Source organism: Streptomyces sp. NPDC001027 (assembly GCF_040299045.1).
In the GTDB taxonomy this organism is placed as follows: domain Bacteria; phylum Actinomycetota; class Actinomycetes; order Streptomycetales; family Streptomycetaceae; genus Streptomyces.
In genome coordinates this window covers 13,185-31,622 of sequence record NZ_JBEPBI010000003.1, presented here as the reverse complement: position 1 = coordinate 31,622, position 18,438 = coordinate 13,185, and the positions used below count along the sequence as shown (strand labels likewise).

Sequence of the window (18,438 nt, the reverse complement as noted above, 5' to 3'; positions counted from 1 at the left end):
ACGCCCCCGGCACGCGTCCTCGTGGCCACCGCGGTCCCCGCCGAGCGGGACGCGGTGGCCCGGGCGTTCCCCGAGCCCGGCCGGGAGGTGGACCTGCCCGGCATACTCCTGCACCGGCTGCACGGTCCGGGCGGGACCTGTGACCTGCTCGCCGCCGGGGTGGGCCCCGCGCTCGCCGCCGCGTCCGTCTCCGCCGCGCTGACCGCCGCCCGCTACGAGGGCGCCCCGTACGGCCTGGTCGTCTCGGCCGGCATCGCGGGCGGCTTCCTGCCCGCGGCGCCCGTCTCGTCCCTCGTCGTCGCGGACCGCATCACCGCCGCCGACCTGGGCGCGGAGACCGCGGACGGCTTCCTGCCGGTCACCGAGCTCGGCTTCGGCAGGGTCACCCACGTGCCGCCCCCGTCACTCGTCCGGGCGGCCGCGCACGCCACCGGGGCCGGCGTCGGCACGATCCTGACCGTCTCCACGGTCACCGGCACCGCCGCCCGCGCCGCGGCGCTGCGCGCCCGCCACCCCCACGCCCTGGCCGAGGCCATGGAGGGCTTCGGGGTCGCCGAGGCGGCCGCCGCGCACGGCGTCGCCGTCGCGGAGATCCGCGCGGTGTCCAACGCCGTCGGCCCCCGTGACCGGGACGCCTGGCGCATCGGCGCCGCGCTGACCGCGCTGACCACGGCGTTCGGGAAGCTGGCGCCCGTCCTCGAGAGTTGGAACCGGCATGACGACCAGTGAGCGGCCCCTGCGGATCGCGTACTCCCCCTGCCCCAACGACACCTTCGTCTTCGACGCCCTGGCGCACGGCCGGGTCCCGGACGCGCCCGCGCTCGACGTGACCTTCGCCGACATCGACGTCACCAACGGCATGGCCGAGCGCGGCGAGTCGGACGTGCTGAAGGTGTCGTACGCGGTGCTGCCGTACGTCCTCGACGCCTATGCGCTGCTGCCGTGCGGGGGCGCGCTGGGCCGGGGCTGCGGGCCGCTGGTGCTGACCCGCGAGGAGGCCGGCACGGGGGCGGGGGACGCCGTGCGGCCCTTGGCCGGCGCCGGACTCAGCGGCCGCACGGTCGCCGTGCCCAGCGAGCGGTCGACGGCGTATCTGCTGTTCCGGCTGTGGGCGGCGGAGCAGGTCCCGGGAGGCGTCGGCGAGATCGTCGTCATGCCGTTCCACGAGATCATGCCGGCCGTGCGCGACGGGAAGGTCGATGCGGGCCTGGTGATCCACGAGGCCCGCTTCACGTACCGGGACTACGGGCTGCACAAGCTCGCGGACATGGGCGAGCACTGGGAGGCCGCGACCGGTCTGCCGATCCCACTGGGCGCGATCATCGCCAAGCGGTCCCTGGGCGCACAGACCCTCGACCGGCTCGCCGGCGCGATCCGCGCCTCCGTGCGCGCCGCCTGGGACGACCCGGAGGTCTCCCGGCCGTACGTCATGGAGCACGCCCAGGAAATGGATCCGTCCGTCGCCGACCAGCACATCGGTCTGTACGTCAACGAGTTCACGGCCGAGCTGGGCGAGGACGGCTACGCGGCGGTACGCGGACTGCTGACCCGCGCGGCGGCCGAGGGACTGCTGCCGCCCCTCGGCCCGGGCGCGCTCGACTTCCCCTGAGGGAGCGGCGGTTGCCTGCTCAGACGTCCAACTGGTCGGCGACGGCGCGCAGCAGACCGGCGATCTTCTTGCCGGAGGTCTTCTCCGGATAGCGGCCCTTCTCGAGCATCGGGGTGATGTTCTCGAGGAGGGTCGTCAGGTCCTGGACGATGGAGGCCAGTTCGTCGGGCTTCTTGCGCTGCGCCGCGGCGACCGAGGGGGTCGGATCGAGGATGACGACGGAAAGCGCCTGGTCGCCACGCTGACCTGCGACGACGCCGAACTCCACACGCTGGCCCGGCTTCAGTGCCTCGACACCGGCGGGGAGGACCGAGGAATGCACGAAGACGTCGCCGCCGTCGTCGCGGGAGAGAAAGCCGAAGCCCTTCTCACTGTTGAACCACTTGACCTTGCCAGTCGGCAAAGCACACGCTCCCTCGATAGCCGCCGGACTGACACCGGACCCCTTTGAACTGCCGTTGAGACAGCCTACCGGGGCTCTCCCCAGCACAACACGGGCTTAATCACGCCTGTAAACGAGACTGAGCCCCTACCGGTGAAGGCAGAGGCTCGATCGACCGTGGGGACCTACTCCGTGCCGCTCGTCGGGGGCTGGTTCGCCGTCCACCAGGTGGCGATCTGGGAGCGGCCGGCGAAGCCGAGCTTGGCCAGGATGTTCTGCACGTGGTTGTCGACCGTGCGCGGGGACCGGCCGAAGGTCGCGGCGATCTGCTTGTTGCTCAGGCCCTTGGCCACCAACTCGGCGACCTCCCTCTCCCGCCCGGTCAGCCGGCCGGAGGGCGCGGCCGGGGTCGCCGGTTCACCGGCGACGCTCAAGGCGAGGTCGAGCGCCTGGGCCGGAGTGGCGTGGCGGCCGCCTTCGGCGAGCGCCCTGGCGTACGCCGCCCGGCCCACGGCGCCGACGACCGTCTCCTCACACCGCTGGTGATGGCCGATCACCTGAGGGAAGAAGGCGGACACGGAGGTGCCGATGTGCCGCCACAGAGTTCCCGCCGCGCCCAGCAGCCGTCCCGCACGCAGGTGTTCACCGGCGGAGGCGCTCACCCAGGCGAGATGCTCCAGCGTCAGCCCGAGCGCCGCGTAGTCGTCGAAGCCCCGCATGCACTCCAGCGCGTCCCGGGTCAGCGCAGCGGCCGTTTGCACATCACCGCAGACCCAGGCCCGGTAGCCCAGCGCCCTGAGCACGTGCGCGCGGCCCCAGCGCTCCCCGTGCACCTCCGCGACGGCGACGGCCTTGCGGCCCGTCTCCACCGCGCGGGCGTGTCCGGCATAGGCCTCGGCCTGGGCCACCGCGGACAGCCAGGAACCCGCTTCGCCCTCGCCGCCCAGCGCCGTGAAAGCGGCCACGGCCCCCTCGTAACCGGACACGGCCTCCTCGATCCGCCCTTGGTACTGCGCCGTCAGGCCGCGAAGGCCCAGCACCCAGGCACGCACCGCCGGCTCGTCCAACTGCTCGCCCAGTGCGTCGGCCTCGTCCAGCCACCGTGCGGCCGTCGTCGGATCGCCCTGCGCCTGCGCCACCCATGCGGCGGAGGTCAACGCCCAGGCACGCACCGGGGTGCGCTCCGGCGCCGCGGCCAGCGCCCGGTCGAACTGGCGGCGGCCCTCGCCGAGGAAGCCGCCCGCACACCAGTGGTAGCGGAGCTCCAAGGCCAGCGTGAGCCTCGTCCGGGGATCGCTCTCGCGGTCCAGGGCCGCCAGCAGGTTGGCGTGGTCGTTGCGCAGCCTGGCCAGGGCCTCCGCCTGGCCCGGGCCGAACCAGCGGTCGTTGACGTCCTGCGCGAGGGCGAGGCAGAAGTCACGGTGGCGCAGCACCAGCCGTCCCTCGTCGCCGGACGCCGTGAGCCGCTCCCACCCGTACTGCCGGATGGTCTCCAGCAGCCGATAGCGCGGCAGGCCCTCCGTGTCGGTGATCAGGACGACGGACTGGGTGATGAGCCGGTGCAGCAGGTCCAGTACCTCGCCGGGGGCGATGTCGTCGCCCGTGCACACGCCTTCGGCGGCCTCCAGAGTGAAGCCGCCGGCGAAGACCGACAGCCGGCTCCACAACAGCCGCTCGGTCTCGGTGCACAGGTCCCAGCTCCAGTCGATCGCCGCGCGCAGCGTGCGCTGGTGCGGGCGGGCGGCCCGGCAGCCCCCGGTGAGCAGGGCGAAGCGGTCCTCGAGCCGGCCCGTCACCTGTCCGACGGTGAGGGTCCGCAGCCGGGACGCGGCCAGTTCGATCGCCAGCGGAACCCCGTCCAGGTCGGCGCACAGCCGGCTGACCGCGGCCCGGTTGGCGTCGGTGACCTGGAAGTCCGAGCGCACCGCGACGGCCCGCTCCCGCAACAGCTCGATCGCGTCCTGCGGCGGCAGGGGGGCGACGTCGAAGATGTGCTCGCCGGTGACGCCCAGCGTCTCCCGGCTGGTCGCCAGGATGTGCAGCTCCGGAACCACGGACAGCAGTGTCCCTGCCAGCTCGGCGCAGGCGTGCACCAGGTGCTCGCAGTTGTCCAGCACGATCAGCCCCCGGCGCCCGGCCAGACGGCCCGCGAGCTGCACCGGAACCGACAGGCTGCCCCGGTCCGGCGCCCCCAGCGCGGCTGCCACCGCTCCGGGGGCCGCCGCGGGCTCCCGCACCGGGGCCAGATCCACCAGCCACACCCCGCCCGGGAAAGCTCTCACCGACGCGGCGGCCGCTTCCAGCGCGAGCCGGGTCTTGCCCACGCCGCCGGTTCCGGTGAGCGTCACCAGACGCACCTCTCCCAGCAGGCGGCGGATCCTCACCAGTTCGCGCCCTCTGCCCACGAAGGAGGTGAGAGGTGCGGGCAGACTCGCATTCTGCGAGGTCACGACGGTCATCCAGCCGTCTCCCCTCGGCTCCGCACAGCCGGCCGCATGTCGGCGGGCGCCGATGGTCCGCACCTCCCGGCGCTCAACACTTCCGGTGCTCATCGGCGGACGACTCGGCACCGCGATCACACTGTCCAGATGGGCCGATAATTACCTTTTCGGCAGTCTAGTCCATGTCCGTGCGCGTCCGGAGCCGAGGGCCGCCTGCGCGCAGGGGCACGAAGCGGCCGGTGGCCGGGCGGAACTACCCTGGTCGGGTGCGTGACGAAACCCAAGCGAATTCCGCCGCCCCCGGTGACCGACTGATCCGTGCCGGGGCCGTCGTCTTCTTCGTCGGCGCCGTGGCCACACTGGTCACGGTCGCCCCCCTGTTCCTCGGCTCGACGCCTTTTCCGACGTACATGTTCGGACTGAGCATGCTCATGGGCGTCGGATTCCTGATCGCGGGCGCGGGCGTTCTGCGGTCCGTCGCCGCGGGCCGGCGTCAGGCACGGGCCGCGGCCCGTTAGGAGTCCGCCTTCTCGAGGTGCCCGGTCAGCCACGCGGGGAACTCGGTGAGGTCGGTGAGCACGACGTCCGCGCCGGCCGTCCGCAGGTCCTCCGCGCTGATCGGGCCCGTCGGCACGGTCACGGACAGGGCCCCCGCCGCCCGCGCGCCGAGGACGTCCCCGATGTGGTCGCCGACGTAGACGCTCGCCCCGTGCTCGCGCAGCGCCCGCGCCTTCTGCTCCGCCCACAGGTCGCCGACCACCGCGTCCGGCCGCAGGCCCAGGTGGTCGACCTGGAGCCGGGCGTTGGGCTCGTGCTTCGCGGTGACGACGATCGCCCGCCCGCCGGCCGCCCGCACGGCGGCGATGGCCTCCCGGGCGCCCGGCAGCGCGCTCGCGCCGGGGACGCCGTGCTCGGGATACAGCGAGCGGTACAGGTCGGCCATCGCGGCCACCCGGTCCGCGGGATACCAGTGGGCCAGCTCGGTCTCGGGCGGCGGCCCGAGGCGGGTGACGACCAGGTCCGCGTCGATGTACGTCCCCGTCCGCTCGGCGAGCGCCAGATAGGCGGCCCGGATGCCCGGCCGGGAGTCGATCAGGGTCATGTCGAGGTCGAAGCCGACGGTGAGGACGGGAGAGACGGTCATGGCGGCCATTCTGCCCGGGGGCCCGGACCGCCCGGCCGTCGCGTGCCCCCGGCCGCCGCGCCTCTCCGGCCTCCCCCGCGCCCACGCCCTCGCCCGCTGTCGCTATCGCTGCCGCTGTGAGCGCCAGGCCAGGAACAGGGCGGAGGCGACGGCGGCGCCCCTGATGACCCAGGGCCAGGTGTCGGCGATCGCGTCGCTCATGTGGCCCTCCGCGACCGGAGCGCCCCAGCGGCCCTCGGAGCGGCCCCACAGCCAGACCAGGCCGGCGGTGAGCGCGAGGCCGGGCAGCCAGAAGACCGCCGCCTTGGTCTCCCGCTCGGACAGCCGGCGCGAGGCGTAGGCGATGAGCCACCCCAGGATCAGGACGAGCCAGTTCCCGAGCGCCGCGCCCGCGACCAGGCAGCCCGCGGCGATCAGGAGGAGGGGGTTGGTCCAGCGGCGGGCCGGTGCGCCGGCGGCCCGCGGGAGACGCAGCCGACGGCGGCGGGCGGGGGCGGCGGGAACGCCGTCGTCCGGTGCGGCGCTCTCCTCGACGGCATCGGACTCGCCGTCGGCGTCGTCGTCGGCTCCCTCGGGCTTTCGGCTCGGCGGCGGCTTGAGCAGGTCGGGGATCTCGACCCCGCCGACGAACCCTGGAATGTCCTCGCCGGGGCCGAACGGGGTCGGCTCGTGCAGCCACCAGTCGGGAGCGGCTCCCCCGTCGCCCAGTTCGTGCGCGGGCGCGCGGTGCGGCGGGGACGCCGCGTCGGAGGGGATGCCGGCGGGCGGCGACGCGCCGGTGCGCGGGCGCGGCACGAGCCGCCGGATCCCCTTCGGCCGCTCGGTCCGCTCCTGCGGTTCCGGCGGTTCCGGCCGGCGCGTCTGCTTGGGCTGCTCCGGGTGTCCCGTCGTTTCCGGCTGTTTCTCTTGCTTCGGCTGTTTCTGCAGCCTCGGCTGCCTCTGTTGCCTCGGTGGTTTCGGCTGCGCGTCGCGGTCCCGCTGGACGGGCACGGAGGGCGTCGGCGTCGACGGCGTGCCGCCGCCCTCGGCCGCGGCCGCCACGAGGTCGTCGGGGCTGCCGAGGCGGTCGATGATGCGGCGGACGGCGGCGGGCGAGTCGACGGGCGACTTCGCCCGGCGCCGCTCGATCTCGTTGCGCAGCTCGGAGACGAGCCGCATCCGGGTGGCCGACGACAACTGCCGCTGCTGGGCGACGTCGCCGACGCGGCTCAGATACTCGTAGACGACTTGGTCGCTCTCGATCCCCACGCCGAAGACGCTAGTGCATCGGGGCCCGCGGGTCCCGGGACGACGGCCCCCGGAGACGTCAACCGGCTACCGTGGGCAGAATGAGCCCAGAGGACCAGTCGGCCCCCCGGTCCCTCGCGGAAGCGCTCCGCGCCCGGGACGACGCTTCCCTGGCCGCACTGCTGCGCGCCCGCCCCGACCTCATCACCCCGGTCCCCACCGACCTCACGCAGCTCGCCACCCGCGCCGGCACCCGTGCCTCCGTCGTCCGCGCGCTGGAGCGGCTCGACCGGTTCGTGCTGCAGACGGCGGAGGCGCTGGCCGTGGCCGGCGATCCGGCGACCCGCGAGGAGCTGTTCGGCCTGATGGCGGGGGACGCCCGCGACCAGGCCGTGGTCGCGGCCCTCCCGGGCGCGCTCGCCGCCTTGCGCGAGCAGGCGCTCGTGTGGGGCGCGGACGACCGCCTCCGGTTGGTGCGCACCGCCCGCGAGCTGCTGGCGCCGTCCCCGCAGCACCCGTCGCCCACGGGGCTCGGACCGAGCGTGCGGGAGACCACGGCGGGCATGTCGCCGGGCCGGATCCAGGAGATCGTGGCGACGGTGGGGCTGCCCTCGACGCACGACTCGGTCTCGGCCGTGGGCGCGCTCACCGCTCTGTTCACCCATCGCCGGAAGATGGCCGCACTGCTGGCGGGAGCCCCCGCCGAGTCCCTCGAGGTGCTGGAGCGCCTGGTGTGGGGACCGCCGTACGGTCAGGTCACGGCCGATCCGGCGGCGCGGCTGCGCTGGCTGCTCGACCGCGCCCTGCTGCTGCCGACGGCGCCCGGCACCGTCGTACTGCCCCGCGAGGTCGCCCTCCATCTGCGCAAGGGCCGCGCGCACCGCGCACCCGAACCGGCCCCGCCGGCCGTGGAGCCGCTCGCGGCGCACGCGCCCCAGGTGGTGGACGCGACGGCGGCCGGCCAGGCGTACACGGCGCTGGCGACCGTCGAGGAGCTGCTGAAGGACTGGGACGAGGGCGGCCCCGCGGTGCTGCGGGCCGGCGGGATCAGCGTCCGCGACCTCAAGCGGACGGCCGTCGCCCTGGACGTGGCCGAGCCGGTGGCCGCCTTCTGGGTGGAGCTGGCGTACGCGGCGGGGCTGCTCGCCTCGGACGGCGAGGCCGACGAACGGTACGCGGCGACCCCCGAGTACGACGAGTGGCTGGAGCGGCCGCCGGCCGAGCGGTGGGCGCAGCTCGCCGAGGCGTGGCTGGCGGCGACCCGGACCTCGGGGGTGGTCGGCGGCCGCGACCTCAAGGAGCGGGCGCTGTCCGCGCTCGGCCCCGGCCTTGACCGCTCGGCCGCGCCCGAGGTGCGCCATCGGGTGCTGACGCTGCTGGCGGGCCTGCCCGAGGGCGGCGCGCCGGACCCGCAGGCGGTGCTGGCCCGGCTGCGCTGGGAGCGTCCGCTGCGCGGCGCCCAGGGCGGCGCGCCGGGAGCGCCGGGGGCGCACGGCACGCAGGCGGCGGGCCCCGGTACACCGGGAGCGCACGGCGCGCCAGGGCATTCCGGGACCGCGCAGACCGCCGCGCAGGGGGACGAGGACCTCCGCTCCCGGCTCGCGCGCTGGACTCTGACGGAGGCCGAACTGCTGGGCGTGACCGGCCGGGGCGCGCTGTCGGCGCACGGTCGCGCGCTGCTCGGCGTGCCTCCCGCCGCCCGGGCCGCGCGGGCCGCCGCGGCCGCCGCTCCGGCCGGCCCGGGCGACAAACTGCCCGCCCACCACCGGGCCGCCACCGCCGTCGCGGCCCCCCTTTCGCCCCCCGAGCAGGCCGCCGCCGTCGCGGCCGCCGCACGGCTGCTCGCACCGCTGCTGCCGGAGCCGCTGGACCACGTGCTGCTCCAGGCGGACCTGACCGCGGTCGCCCCGGGTCCGCTGCGGCGGCCGCTGGCCGACGTGCTGAGCGTCCTCGCGGACGTCGAGTCCAAGGGCGGCGCGACCGTCTACCGGTTCACCCCCGGTTCCGTGCGGCGCGCCCTGGACGCCGGGCGCAGCGCCTCCGACCTGCACGCCTTCCTCGCCGAGCACTCCCGTACGCCGGTGCCGCAGCCGCTGACCTATCTGATCGACGACGTGGCGCGCCGGCACGGGCATCTGCGGGTGGGCGCGGCCTCCGCGTACGTCCGCTGCGACGACGAGACGATCCTCAACGAGATCCTCGCCGACAAGCGGGCCGCCGGACTGCGGCTGCGCCGTCTGGCTCCGACGGTGCTCGCGGCGCAGGCCGACCCGGCGGCGCTGCTGGACGGCCTGCGGGGGATGGGCTTCGCGCCCGCCGCCGAGTCCGCCGAGGGGGACGTCCTGATCACCCGCGCGCTCGCCCACCGCACGCCGCCGCGTACGGCCCCCGAGCCGGTGCCGGACGGGCCGCCGGTTCCCGACGGCACGCTGCTCACCGCGGCGATCCGCGCCGTCAGGGCGGGTGACGCGGCCGCGACGGCACCGCTCAGGGCGACGGAGGACGCCGCCCGGCTCGCCCCGGGCGAGCTGCCCCGCACCAGTTCCGCCGAGACGCTGGCCACCATGCAGGCCGCCGTCCTCACGGGCGGGGCGCTGTGGATCGGCTACGTCAACGCGGAGGGCTCGGCCAGTCAGCGCGTCATCGCGCCGGTGCGGGTGGAGGGCGGCTTCGTGACGGGGTACGACCACACGGCGGACGAGGTCCGCACGTACCCGCTGCACCGGATCACCGGAGTGGCGGAACTGGCGGACGACTGAGCCGACGGCGTCGGTGGCAGCGCGTCAGCGTCCCCCGCCGTCACGTCGGCGCCGGTGGAGGCGCGACGGCGTCGTCCGAGGCACGTCGGCGCCGGTGGAGGCGCGACGGCGTCGGCCGAGGCACGTCGGCGTCGGTGGCGGCGCGACGGCGTCGGCCGCCGTCGTGTCGTCGGCGGCGCGTCGGCGTCGGTGGCTCTGGCGGCTCAGCAGCCCCCGACGGAGGCGTCCGCCGGGAGGCCGAAGTGCGCGCGGGCCGCGGACTCCAGGGCGGCCGACGGCATCGGCTCGCGGAGTGAGGACCGGACGAGGACTCCGAAGTGGGCCCTCGTCCACCGGCCGTACCCCTCGCCGTCCGGCGGCTCCTCGCGGGAGACGACCCGATAGCCGCCGTCGGCCGCGGCGTCCCGCTGGAGCCGTACGACCTGCGGGTACTGTCCGGCGGCGCACTCCACGAGGCTCTGGTCGTGCACCCCGTACTCGACGCACAGCGTGTTGACGCCCGCTCGTATCTCCCCCGCGTGTTCCTCCAGCACCAGGGCCTCCGCATGGCAGAACCAGCGCGCCTTCCACGCGGGCGCGATCTCGCCGTCGTCGCTCCCCCGCGAGTCCGCCGCGACGCGGGCCTCGATCACCGGCCGCACCTCGGCCCACAGCGCCTCGTCGACCTCGGCGGGCCACATCACCCAGGTGCCGGTGGCGGCCAGCACCGCCGCGGCTCCGACGCCGACCGCCCCTCTGCGGAACGACAGGACCGACATACCGTGATGCTCCTCACCGCGTCGCGCCCATCGCGCCTGCTCGCCCGGTCAGACCCACGGAGGACGCCCAGGGTTGCCCGCTGCCCCGAGGCGGACCGGAGTCCGCCCACGCAGCGGACCGCCGTCCCGGCACGTCGTACGGCACACTGGAGGTTTGGCCGGTGCGGAAGGGATGGCGTACGTGAACGGACCGCTGATCGTCCAGTCGGACAAGACTCTGCTCCTGGAGGTCGACCACGAGCAGGCGGACGACTGCCGTCGCGCCATCGCGCCCTTCGCCGAGCTGGAGCGGGCGCCGGAGCACATCCACACCTACCGGGTGACGCCGCTGGGCCTGTGGAACGCGCGAGCGGCAGGGCACGACGCCGAGCAGGTCGTGGACGCGCTCGTGCAGTACAGCCGTTACCCCGTGCCGCACGCGCTGCTCGTCGACGTCGCGGAGACGATGGACCGCTACGGGCGGCTGACGCTGAGCAAGCATCCGGCGCACGGGCTGGTGCTGACCACCACCGACCGGCCGGTGCTGGAGGAGATCCTGCGCTCGAAGCGGGTCGCGCCGCTGGTCGGGGCCCGGCTCGATCCGGACACCGTCGTCGTGCACCCCTCCGAGCGCGGGCAGATCAAGCAGACGCTGCTGAAGCTGGGCTGGCCGGCCGAGGACCTCGCCGGGTACGTCGACGGCGAGGCGCATCCCATCGAGCTCGCCGAGGACGGGTGGGCGTTGCGCCCGTACCAGAAGCAGGCGGTGGAGAACTTCTGGCACGGCGGCAGCGGCGTCGTGGTGCTGCCCTGCGGTGCGGGCAAGACGCTGGTCGGGGCCGGGTCGATGGCGCAGGCGAAGTCCACGACGCTGATCCTCGTCACGAACACGGTTTCGGCGCGGCAGTGGAAGCACGAGCTGGTGAAGCGGACCTCGCTGACCGAGGACGAGATCGGCGAGTACAGCGGGACGCGCAAGGAGATCCGCCCGGTCACCATCGCCACCTACCAGGTGCTGACGACCCGGCGGAAGGGCGTCTACCCGCACCTGGAGCTGTTCGACTCCCGTGACTGGGGTCTGATCGTCTACGACGAGGTGCATCTGCTGCCGGCGCCGGTCTTCAAGTTCACCGCCGACCTCCAGGCGCGGCGGCGGCTCGGTCTGACGGCGACGCTGGTCCGCGAGGACGGCCGCGAGTCGGACGTGTTCTCGCTCATCGGGCCGAAGCGGTTCGACGCGCCGTGGAAGGAGATCGAGGCGCAGGGCTACATCGCGCCCGCCGACTGTGTGGAGGTCCGGGTCAATCTCACCGACTCGGAGCGCCTCGCGTACGCGACCGCCGAGGCGGAGGAGAAGTACCGCTTCTGCGCGACGACGGCGACGAAGCGGAAGGTGACGGAGGCGCTGGTGCGGCGGTTCGCCGGGCAGCAGATCCTCGTCATCGGGCAGTACATCGACCAGCTCGACGAGCTCGGCGAGCACCTGAACGCGCCGGTGATCAAGGGCGAGACGTCGAACGCGCAGCGCGAGAAGCTCTTCGACGCCTTCCGGGAGGGCGAGATCAGCGTGCTGGTCGTGTCGAAGGTCGCGAACTTCTCGATCGACCTTCCCGAGGCGACGGTGGCCATCCAGGTGTCGGGCACCTTCGGGCATCCACCACGACCTGTTGCTCCGACCGGCTCACCTGCACCCGCGGCCGCCGAGCCGCCACGTGCTCGCGGGCCCGCCGCGCGATCTGCCGGACCGCGGTCGCGGACTTCCCGACGGCCCCGGCGATCTCGCCGTACGGCATCTCGAAGACCTCGCGGAGCACGAACACCGCCCGCTCCGTCGGTCCGAGCGTTTCCAGCACGGTGAGCATCGCGATCGAGACGCTCTCCGCGAGTTCGACGTCCTCGGCGACATCAGGGCTGGTCAGCACAGGCTCCGGCAGCCACTCGCCAACGTATTCCTCGCGGCTGCGCGACAACGAACGCAGGCGGTTGAGCGCTTGCCGTGTGACGACCCGAACAAGGTACGCCCGTGGGTCACGCACCTGCGAGTGGTCGGCGTCGACCCACCGCAGCCAGGACTCCTGCACCACGTCCTCCGCGTCGGCCGCCGACCCGAGCATCTCGTAGGCGACCGTGAACAGCAGGCTGCGATGGGCGACGAAGGCGTTCTCGGTCATGCCGACGACGCCACGCGGGTCTCGGGACGCGTGGCCAGCGGAATCTCGCACGCGTCGGAGAAGCCCTGCGAGCTGATCCCGTTCGCGTTGTTGTTCCTGGTCGCCATGTTGACGAAGGCGACGTAGGCAGTGAGCTCGACCATCGCCGCCGGGCCGAGCCGGTCGAGCAGGCTCGCGTACATTTCGTCGGTGACGGTCGGCGGCGTGTGCGTCATGGCCTCGGCGTACTCGAGGACGTCCCGCTCCAGCGGGGTGAACGCCTCTGACTCCCGCCACCTCGGCACCTGGCTCGCCTTGGCCAGGTCGAGGTTCTGGTTCTGCGCCTGGAAGTAGCCGACGTCGAGGCACCAGCTGCAGCCGACCTGCGCCGCGACCGCCATGTGCGCGAACGACTTGAGGCTCGCGTCGGCCTCGTGCCACTCGGCCAGCTTGGCTGAGAACTCCAGGTTGGACGTGGCGACCTTGGGGCTGTGCCACACCACTTCGACGGGCTCGGCAACAGCACCTAGCTGCTTGATCATGTTTTCGCTGAGCTCGGTGGGGAGCTCGGCTTTCGGAACGCGCAGTGCCATGGTGTCCTCCTTGGACGTTGGCTTGTCAGGCATGAAGACACCGCCGGGCCCATGATTGTGACAACCGCCTGCACCGCCGCGCACGGAGATCCGCAAGGTCGGAGAAGCGTCCGGCAGGGGGTGTCAGCGCTTCGGCATGGGAGGCAGTTCGGCGTGCGTGACCGTGTAGCCGCCCTTGGTCACCGGGGCGTACGGCGCGGGGGCCATACAGGTGCCGACAGGGGCTTCCGCAGGTTCGGTGTCGCCGCCCGGCAGCAGGTTCGCACCGTTCCAGGAGAAGCCCACGCGGTCGTCGGAGCGGCCCTTGTCCCCTCCGCCGTCGTAGACGCTGAACCCGACCCGCTTGCCGAGTTCGTCCGGGCCGCCCGGGCCCACCTTGGTGACGACCGCTGTCAGCGTCGCTGTGCGGGGGCCGGTGACCAGGCAGTCCACGACGGCTTCGGACGTGTACGTCGTGTTGCGCTCGGCAGAGTAGTGGGACACCGTGACTGTGCCCCGGGCATCGGTCGGAAGCCCCGTGGGGATCCCGGGCAGAGGCCGGCTGTACGGGGCCGCGTGCGCGTCGAAGCTGAACGTGCGGACGTCGTGGTCCTGGTAGTAGGGAAGGACGAACTCTGCGCGCCCCGTGACGCTCGCGTACGCGGTCTTGTCCGCACGCTGCTCGGAGGAGGCGACGGGGGCGGAGCTCAGGGGCAGGCCGACGAGGAGGGCGGCGAGTACGGTGGTGAGTACGGCGGGGAGGGCTGACGTCCTGGGGCGGGGCAGGGAAGTCATCGCGGTCTCCTGGTGATGAGGGCCCGTTGATCGGGCAGACCCATCCTCGCGCCCGTCCCCGCCCGGGCCATCCGCCGCGATCCGTATCTCACCGCAGGCCCGTCTCAGACCCGAGACCGACCGGCTTCACCCCCGGGTCGCACATGCCACGCCTTACCGCGCAAAGTCGCTCGGCCGTGCGAGTTCGTACGCCCACGGCAGTCGGGCTCGGCGCAAGCCTCTTCCTCGGCTCCGGCCACAACGAGTCATCGGCCTCGGTGAACTCGCCACACAGGAACCACTGTTCCTGCCCGGAGAGTGCCCTGCCCCCGCTCGCTCGCTCGCCCGCCGGCCGGTCCGGCATCACGGTCCTCACCGCACGGTGTCGAGGACGGCGGGTGCGGGCCTCACTGTTCCCGGCGCGCCAGCCCTCGCCGAAGTCCGTCCAGAACGTCCCCGACCGTCTTTCGGCCGATGGCTGTCATGGTGAACCCCGTGGAGCCGTGGAACGTCCCCGGGTAGAGGTGCAGCTCGGTCGGGACTCCGGCCTGCGTCAGCCGCTGCGCGTAGTGCAGCCCTTCGTCGCGCAGGGGATCGAACTCGCAGACTTAGACGAACGCCCGGGGCAGCCCGGAGACGTCCCCTGCGCGAGCCGGGGCCGCGTACGGCGAGACGTCGCGGCCGCCGCGGTGCTCCTCGCCGCCGAGGCAGTGATTCCAGCAGATCTCCGCGATGGGACGGCTTCACACCGGGGTGTCGGTGAAGGCCCGCATCGAGGGCGTCGCCAGCCGGTCGTCCAGCTTGGGGACGCCGAGGTACTGGAAGCAGAGAGCCGGGCCACGGCGGTCACGGGCCAGCAAGGTGACGGCCGTGGCGAGCCCGGCGCCCGCGCTGTCCCCGCCGACGGCGAGACGGGCCGGGTCGATGCCCAGCTCCGCCGCATGCGCGGCCGTCCACACCAGTACGGCGTAGGAGTCCTCCAGCCCGGCCGGAAAGGGGTGTTCCGGGGCGAGCCGGTAGTCCACCGAGACGACCACGGCACCGACCTGCTGCTCCTGCAGACCCGGGGGCGCGTCTCCCACGTCGAGCTCGCCGAGCTGCTGGGGGTCTCCGTCCGCACCGTCCACCGCGACGTCGAGGCGCTCTCCGCGGCCGGCGTCCCGGTGTGGACGGAGCGCGGACGCAGCGGCGGGGTGCGGCTCCTGCCCGACTACCGCACCGACGTCACCGGTCTGACCCATGACGAGGCACGCGCCCTGTTCGTGCTCGCGGCAGAGGGCACCCACGACGCCCTGGGGCTGGGCGAGGCGATCGGCTCCGCCCTGCGCAAGGTGATGGCCGCGCTGCCCGCCCCGCATCGCGACGACGCCGAGCGCACCAGCCAGCGCATCCTCGTCGACCCGGCCCGCTGGATGCACGGCACCGAGACGGCCCTCGACACGGACCTCGCCCAGCTGCAGCACGCCGTCTTCGCCGACCGGCGGCTGACGCTGATCTAGCGCAGCGGCAACGCCCGCACCCCGCGCAGTCACACCGTCGACCCGTACGGGCTGGGCTGGTCAGCAAGGCCGGCATCTGGTACTTGGTAGCCGACCGGGAGCAGGAACCCCGGCTGTTCCGCACCGACCGCATCCAGTCCGCCGAGGTCACCGACGAGCCCGTCCGCCGCCGCCCCGGCCAGGACCTCGCCACCGTCTGGACTCTGCTGCGCGAACGCTTCGAAAACCTGCCGGACGGCATCCGGGTCCGCTGCCGGGTGCGCCGCGCCCAGCTGGAGATCTTCCAGCGGCTCTTCTCCTCCCACCTGGCAGCCCCGCCTCAACCCGTGGACGACGACTGGGCCCACGCCGAGCTCGCCTTCCGCGAACTGCCCGACATACGCGCGCTGCTCTCCCTCGGCGCCAGCGTCGAGGTCTACGACCCGCCCGAGGCCCACGCCGAACTCACCGCCGTCGCAGTCGAACTGGCAAAGCTGTACGAGGGAACGCGATCCGAATGAGGGGCTGGCCCCCGCTGACCCGGACCAGGGAGGCTGACTGCACTCCGAATCCCTCATCGCCAGGGCCGCCGCCCCCCCCTGGTCCGACGCCTCGCCCGCAAGGGAGCCACCACCAGCTGGCCGAGCAAGCCGCCGCTGGCCGGCTGACGCTGCCAGGCGCTATCAGGTGCCTGATCAGCCCGGCAGCAGACTCAAGGCCGCGTCGTTACTGCAAAATCTGTCGTCGCAGCAGAGCTGTGGGCAGGTCACTTAAGATCATTGCGGACGGAACGCTCACTCCTAGTGAGCGATGATCCCACCGGCTTGGGGCCTGCCATGATCAAAGAGTCGCTTCAGGAGCTCATGTCGACCGCGTTCGGTGCTTGGACTCCGAAAGACGGATGCACTGACGCCGAAGTCACGACTGCCGTGGATCGCTTGGGCATCAGCCTGCCGGACGCCTTGCACGACTACTACGCTGCCGCCGGTCGGCACCCGCAGCTGATGGGCATGAGCAGCCAACAGCACACCTTCTGGGTGAGCGGTCCAGAGGACCTGAACGTCGAGGACGGACATCTGGTCTTCAGCGGGTATCACCGAGGGACCGCCCAACTGAGCGTGCGCCCGGACGATTTCGGTTGGCCCGACCCCAGGGTCCGTGGCCGGAGAGAGCCGGGCGGGACGTGGTACAGCGAATCCCGGAGACTGTCGTCCTTCCTGATCAATGTCGCCGGCATGCAGGCCGTTGAGTCGCTTCCGCATCAGGCGACGTGCCGTATCCGTGAGCGGCAACTGGGGATCATTGAGTCAGTGCTCGGTTACCTGGGCTCTCGCGATATGCAAAAGGGCGGTCACTGGCTGAGCTTCATCGACCCATCGATGCGCATTGTGGCCAGCTATTCCTACCTCACCGAAACTCTCCGCGTCGCGGCCGTGGACCCTACCGCACTCGAAACCCTGCACGAGCGTTCAGGTTGGCCCCTCGAACCGGCATGAAGCCGAGAAACGGCCACCCGCCGCTTTGACGCGGGCGGCCTGCGAGAGACCTGAGGTGCTCGACCGGCGCTTGCACCACCTGGGGTCGAGCCCTCACCACCAGCAGAGTTGGAGGCGGAGCCTTACGAAGCACTGCTGACCTCCGCTTTTCGGTTGGGAGTGATCAGCCGGGTTGATCGCGGCGAACCGTGGTTGTTTGCCGCTTGCCGTCGGGCGGGCATAGCTGAAGCCCGACGCTCGGGTCGGGTGCTCCAGTTCCTCGGGTCGTGGGTGGGCGGGGACGGTGCGCCGGTCAGGTCGCTGGCCGTGGCAGGGTGGCGAGGCGGGCGAACGCTCTGACGAGCTCGTCTCGCCAGGGCCAGGTAGCGGGGATCCCAGGTGAAGGCGGCGGCCGCCGCGGGTGATGCGAGCGGCTGCGTGCAGCAGCCGGTAGCGGAGCTTCTTCGGCTCGGCGGAGGCCAATTCGTCATCCAGTAGCAGAACTTGGGTCCAGGCGAGTAAGTCGACTGCGGTCAGAGCCAGCTCCAGCCAGGCAGCGTTGATGGCGAAGTGGCGGGAGGGGGAAGCGGCCGAGACCGGTGTTCTTGCCGCAGCGGATGCGGTCCTCGAGGCGGGCGTGCACACGGTGGCGGACCTCCAGATGCTGCAGGGAGCCTTCGCCGTGGGGGGTGTCGGTGAGGAAGACCTGGTGGCGCATGCGCTCGTTGAGATCGAACAAGGACAACTGGGCGCCGGGATGTGGGCGCTCGCGCCGGACGATGATCCGGGTGCCGTCCGAGTGGTCGGCCAGGTCCATCGTTCCGGTCAGTTCTGCCACTTCGGCGCCGGTGCGCAGGGTGCCGTCCTGCTCCAGCGCGGGGTGCCACAGGTGGTCGGGCAGGGCACGGATTGCGCGGCGGACCGGTTCGGTGACGGCGTATCCGACGGAGAAGAAGGTATGGAGTCCCCGCTCGCGCAGTGCTCGGACGTGGGCGAGGAAGACTTTCGCGCCTCCGGCGCTGTCGGTGCGGATGAGGATGTCGGTGCCGTGGCGGTGGGCGTCGGGGATCTGGGCCAAGGCAGCGTCCAGGACTGCGATGTGGTCGGCGGCGGTGTTGGCGCCGGCATTGCCCGGCCGCAGTACCCCGGCCAGGGCTTCGCCGGTGTTGTCCAGGAAGCACGGCAGCGGTGATAGCCGAAGCCGCGCTTGTAGGTTGCCGCTGCCTGCTCCTTCTCCGAGTGGCAGGTGACGAGGGTGGCGTCGAGGTCCGCGACCAGGCTCGGCAGGTCGCGGCCACCGGCGCGGGCTGCGGGTATGCCGCCGGTGGTCTCGGCGGCGTGGAGCCAGGCGATCTCCCGGGCGACGGCTCTCGCCGAGCGCAGGCGAGTGAGTGCGGCCGGACCGATGTCCGCGAGTAGGCGCCAGGCGGTCGCAGTGGAGGCAGCAGGGCCAAGTCCGCTATTGCTTCGCCACCGTCGGCGAGCATCGCCGCCAGATCGACCGCGATCCGCCCGGGGTCGTGCCCGGTATCGCGCGGTCGCAGCCTGCGCAGCCCGTTCGTGAACGCTCCGGTCAGGCGGATGCTGTCGGCGAGATCGGCCAGCAAGCGGGACCCAACATGGCTGACCACCCCGCGGCCGTCGGCCGACACGACAAGCTTGACGCGTAGGCTAAAGCATTCTTTCACTC

At 72.9% G+C, this 18,438-nt stretch carries 13 protein-coding genes and 4 pseudogenes; 7 read left to right on the top strand and 10 right to left on the bottom strand.

Annotated features, from left to right (window positions below):
• The first annotated feature begins 21 nt into the window (after positions 1-21).
• Together ABT300_RS02005 and ABT300_RS02000 are read left to right on the top strand one after the other, a co-directional pair.
• Entirely contained in the window at positions 22-729 is a 708-nt protein-coding gene (locus ABT300_RS02005) for a futalosine hydrolase (RefSeq protein WP_351670712.1), read from the top strand.
• Positions 716-1,609 carry a 1,4-dihydroxy-6-naphtoate synthase gene (locus ABT300_RS02000; protein WP_351670709.1) on the top strand — a complete coding sequence of 298 codons (894 nt, stop codon included), beginning with the start codon at positions 716-718 and terminating at the stop codon, positions 1,607-1,609. Before ABT300_RS02005 ends, ABT300_RS02000 begins: the two co-directional genes overlap by 14 nt.
• Positions 1,610-1,628: 19 nt before the next feature.
• Here ABT300_RS02000 and ABT300_RS01995 read toward each other — a convergent pair whose 3' ends face one another.
• Complete coding sequence (locus tag ABT300_RS01995) at positions 1,629-2,012, bottom strand: cold-shock protein (RefSeq protein WP_057579095.1); 384 nt, start codon at positions 2,010-2,012, stop codon at positions 1,629-1,631.
• Positions 2,013-2,176: 164 nt separating this feature from the next.
• Positions 2,177-4,450: a LuxR C-terminal-related transcriptional regulator gene (locus ABT300_RS01990; RefSeq protein ID WP_351670706.1), complete on the bottom strand. Its 2,274-nt coding sequence runs from the start codon at positions 4,448-4,450 to the stop codon at positions 2,177-2,179.
• 248 nt (positions 4,451-4,698) lie between these two features.
• On the opposite strand from ABT300_RS01990, the gene ABT300_RS01985 reads away from it, so the two are divergent.
• Positions 4,699-4,950: a hypothetical protein gene (locus ABT300_RS01985; RefSeq protein ID WP_351670703.1), complete on the top strand. Its 252-nt coding sequence runs from the start codon at positions 4,699-4,701 to the stop codon at positions 4,948-4,950.
• Here the strand turns inward: ABT300_RS01985 and ABT300_RS01980 are convergent.
• Both ABT300_RS01980 and ABT300_RS01975 read right to left on the bottom strand, forming a co-directional pair.
• The gene (locus ABT300_RS01980) at positions 4,947-5,585 is read right to left on the bottom strand and encodes an HAD family hydrolase (RefSeq protein WP_351670700.1); all 639 of its coding nucleotides are present in this window, start codon (positions 5,583-5,585) and stop codon (positions 4,947-4,949) included. The genes ABT300_RS01985 and ABT300_RS01980 overlap by 4 nt on opposite strands.
• A 93-nt stretch (positions 5,586-5,678) precedes the next feature.
• Entirely contained in the window at positions 5,679-6,824 is a 1,146-nt protein-coding gene (locus ABT300_RS01975; protein WP_351670697.1) for a hypothetical protein, read from the bottom strand.
• Positions 6,825-6,904: 80 nt separating this feature from the next.
• On the opposite strand from ABT300_RS01975, the gene ABT300_RS01970 reads away from it, so the two are divergent.
• Complete coding sequence (locus ABT300_RS01970; RefSeq protein WP_351670694.1) at positions 6,905-9,562, top strand: helicase-associated domain-containing protein; 2,658 nt, start codon at positions 6,905-6,907, stop codon at positions 9,560-9,562.
• Positions 9,563-9,765: 203 nt separating this feature from the next.
• On the opposite strand, the gene ABT300_RS01965 is transcribed toward ABT300_RS01970, so the two are convergent.
• Entirely contained in the window at positions 9,766-10,320 is a 555-nt protein-coding gene (locus tag ABT300_RS01965; protein WP_351670691.1) for a hypothetical protein, read from the bottom strand.
• A gap of 181 nt (positions 10,321-10,501) precedes the next feature.
• Between ABT300_RS01965 and ABT300_RS01960 the strand changes: the two genes are divergently transcribed.
• Positions 10,502-12,157, top strand: a complete 1,656-nt coding sequence (locus ABT300_RS01960; protein WP_351670998.1) for a DNA repair helicase XPB — start codon at positions 10,502-10,504, stop codon at positions 12,155-12,157.
• On the opposite strand, the pseudogene ABT300_RS01955 reads toward ABT300_RS01960, so the two are convergent.
• The 4 genes and pseudogenes from ABT300_RS01955 to ABT300_RS01940 all read right to left on the bottom strand — a co-directional run.
• Positions 12,069-12,413: pseudogene (locus ABT300_RS01955) on the bottom strand (sigma-70 family RNA polymerase sigma factor); the annotation flags it as partial. The gene ABT300_RS01960 and the pseudogene ABT300_RS01955 overlap by 89 nt on opposite strands.
• A 53-nt stretch (positions 12,414-12,466) precedes the next feature.
• Entirely contained in the window at positions 12,467-13,042 is a 576-nt protein-coding gene (locus tag ABT300_RS01950; protein WP_351670688.1) for a carboxymuconolactone decarboxylase family protein, read from the bottom strand.
• Positions 13,043-13,165: 123 nt separating this feature from the next.
• A complete protein-coding gene (locus tag ABT300_RS01945) occupies positions 13,166-13,816 on the bottom strand; it encodes a hypothetical protein (RefSeq protein ID WP_351670685.1) in 651 nt (216 codons plus the stop codon).
• Positions 13,817-14,202: 386 nt separating this feature from the next.
• Positions 14,203-14,820, bottom strand: a pseudogene (locus ABT300_RS01940) (alpha/beta hydrolase).
• A 21-nt stretch (positions 14,821-14,841) separates the two neighbouring features.
• On the opposite strand from ABT300_RS01940, the pseudogene ABT300_RS01935 reads away from it, so the two are divergent.
• Both ABT300_RS01935 and ABT300_RS01930 read left to right on the top strand, forming a co-directional pair.
• Positions 14,842-15,794: pseudogene (locus ABT300_RS01935) on the top strand (helix-turn-helix transcriptional regulator).
• A gap of 282 nt (positions 15,795-16,076) precedes the next feature.
• Entirely contained in the window at positions 16,077-16,769 is a 693-nt protein-coding gene (locus ABT300_RS01930) for a hypothetical protein (protein WP_351670682.1), read from the top strand.
• A 292-nt stretch (positions 16,770-17,061) separates the two neighbouring features.
• Here ABT300_RS01930 and ABT300_RS01925 read toward each other — a convergent pair.
• Positions 17,062-18,436 (bottom strand): annotated as a pseudogene (locus ABT300_RS01925) (IS1380 family transposase).
• Positions 18,437-18,438 lie beyond the last annotated feature (2 nt).

Excerpts from the sequence above, each read along its gene's own strand:
- ABT300_RS01990 (WP_351670706.1), bottom strand. The coding sequence starts at position 4,450 with ATGACCGTCGTGACCTCGCAGAATGCGAGTCTGCCCGCACCTCTCACC.
- ABT300_RS01970 (WP_351670694.1), top strand. The coding sequence starts at position 6,905 with ATGAGCCCAGAGGACCAGTCGGCCCCCCGGTCCCTCGCGGAAGCGCTC.
- ABT300_RS01965 (WP_351670691.1), bottom strand. The coding sequence starts at position 10,320 with ATGTCGGTCCTGTCGTTCCGCAGAGGGGCGGTCGGCGTCGGAGCCGCG.
- ABT300_RS01950 (WP_351670688.1), bottom strand. The coding sequence starts at position 13,042 with ATGGCACTGCGCGTTCCGAAAGCCGAGCTCCCCACCGAGCTCAGCGAA.
- ABT300_RS01945 (WP_351670685.1), bottom strand. The coding sequence starts at position 13,816 with ATGACTTCCCTGCCCCGCCCCAGGACGTCAGCCCTCCCCGCCGTACTC.
- ABT300_RS02000 (WP_351670709.1), top strand. The coding sequence starts at position 716 with ATGACGACCAGTGAGCGGCCCCTGCGGATCGCGTACTCCCCCTGCCCC.
- ABT300_RS01980 (WP_351670700.1), bottom strand. The coding sequence starts at position 5,585 with ATGGCCGCCATGACCGTCTCTCCCGTCCTCACCGTCGGCTTCGACCTC.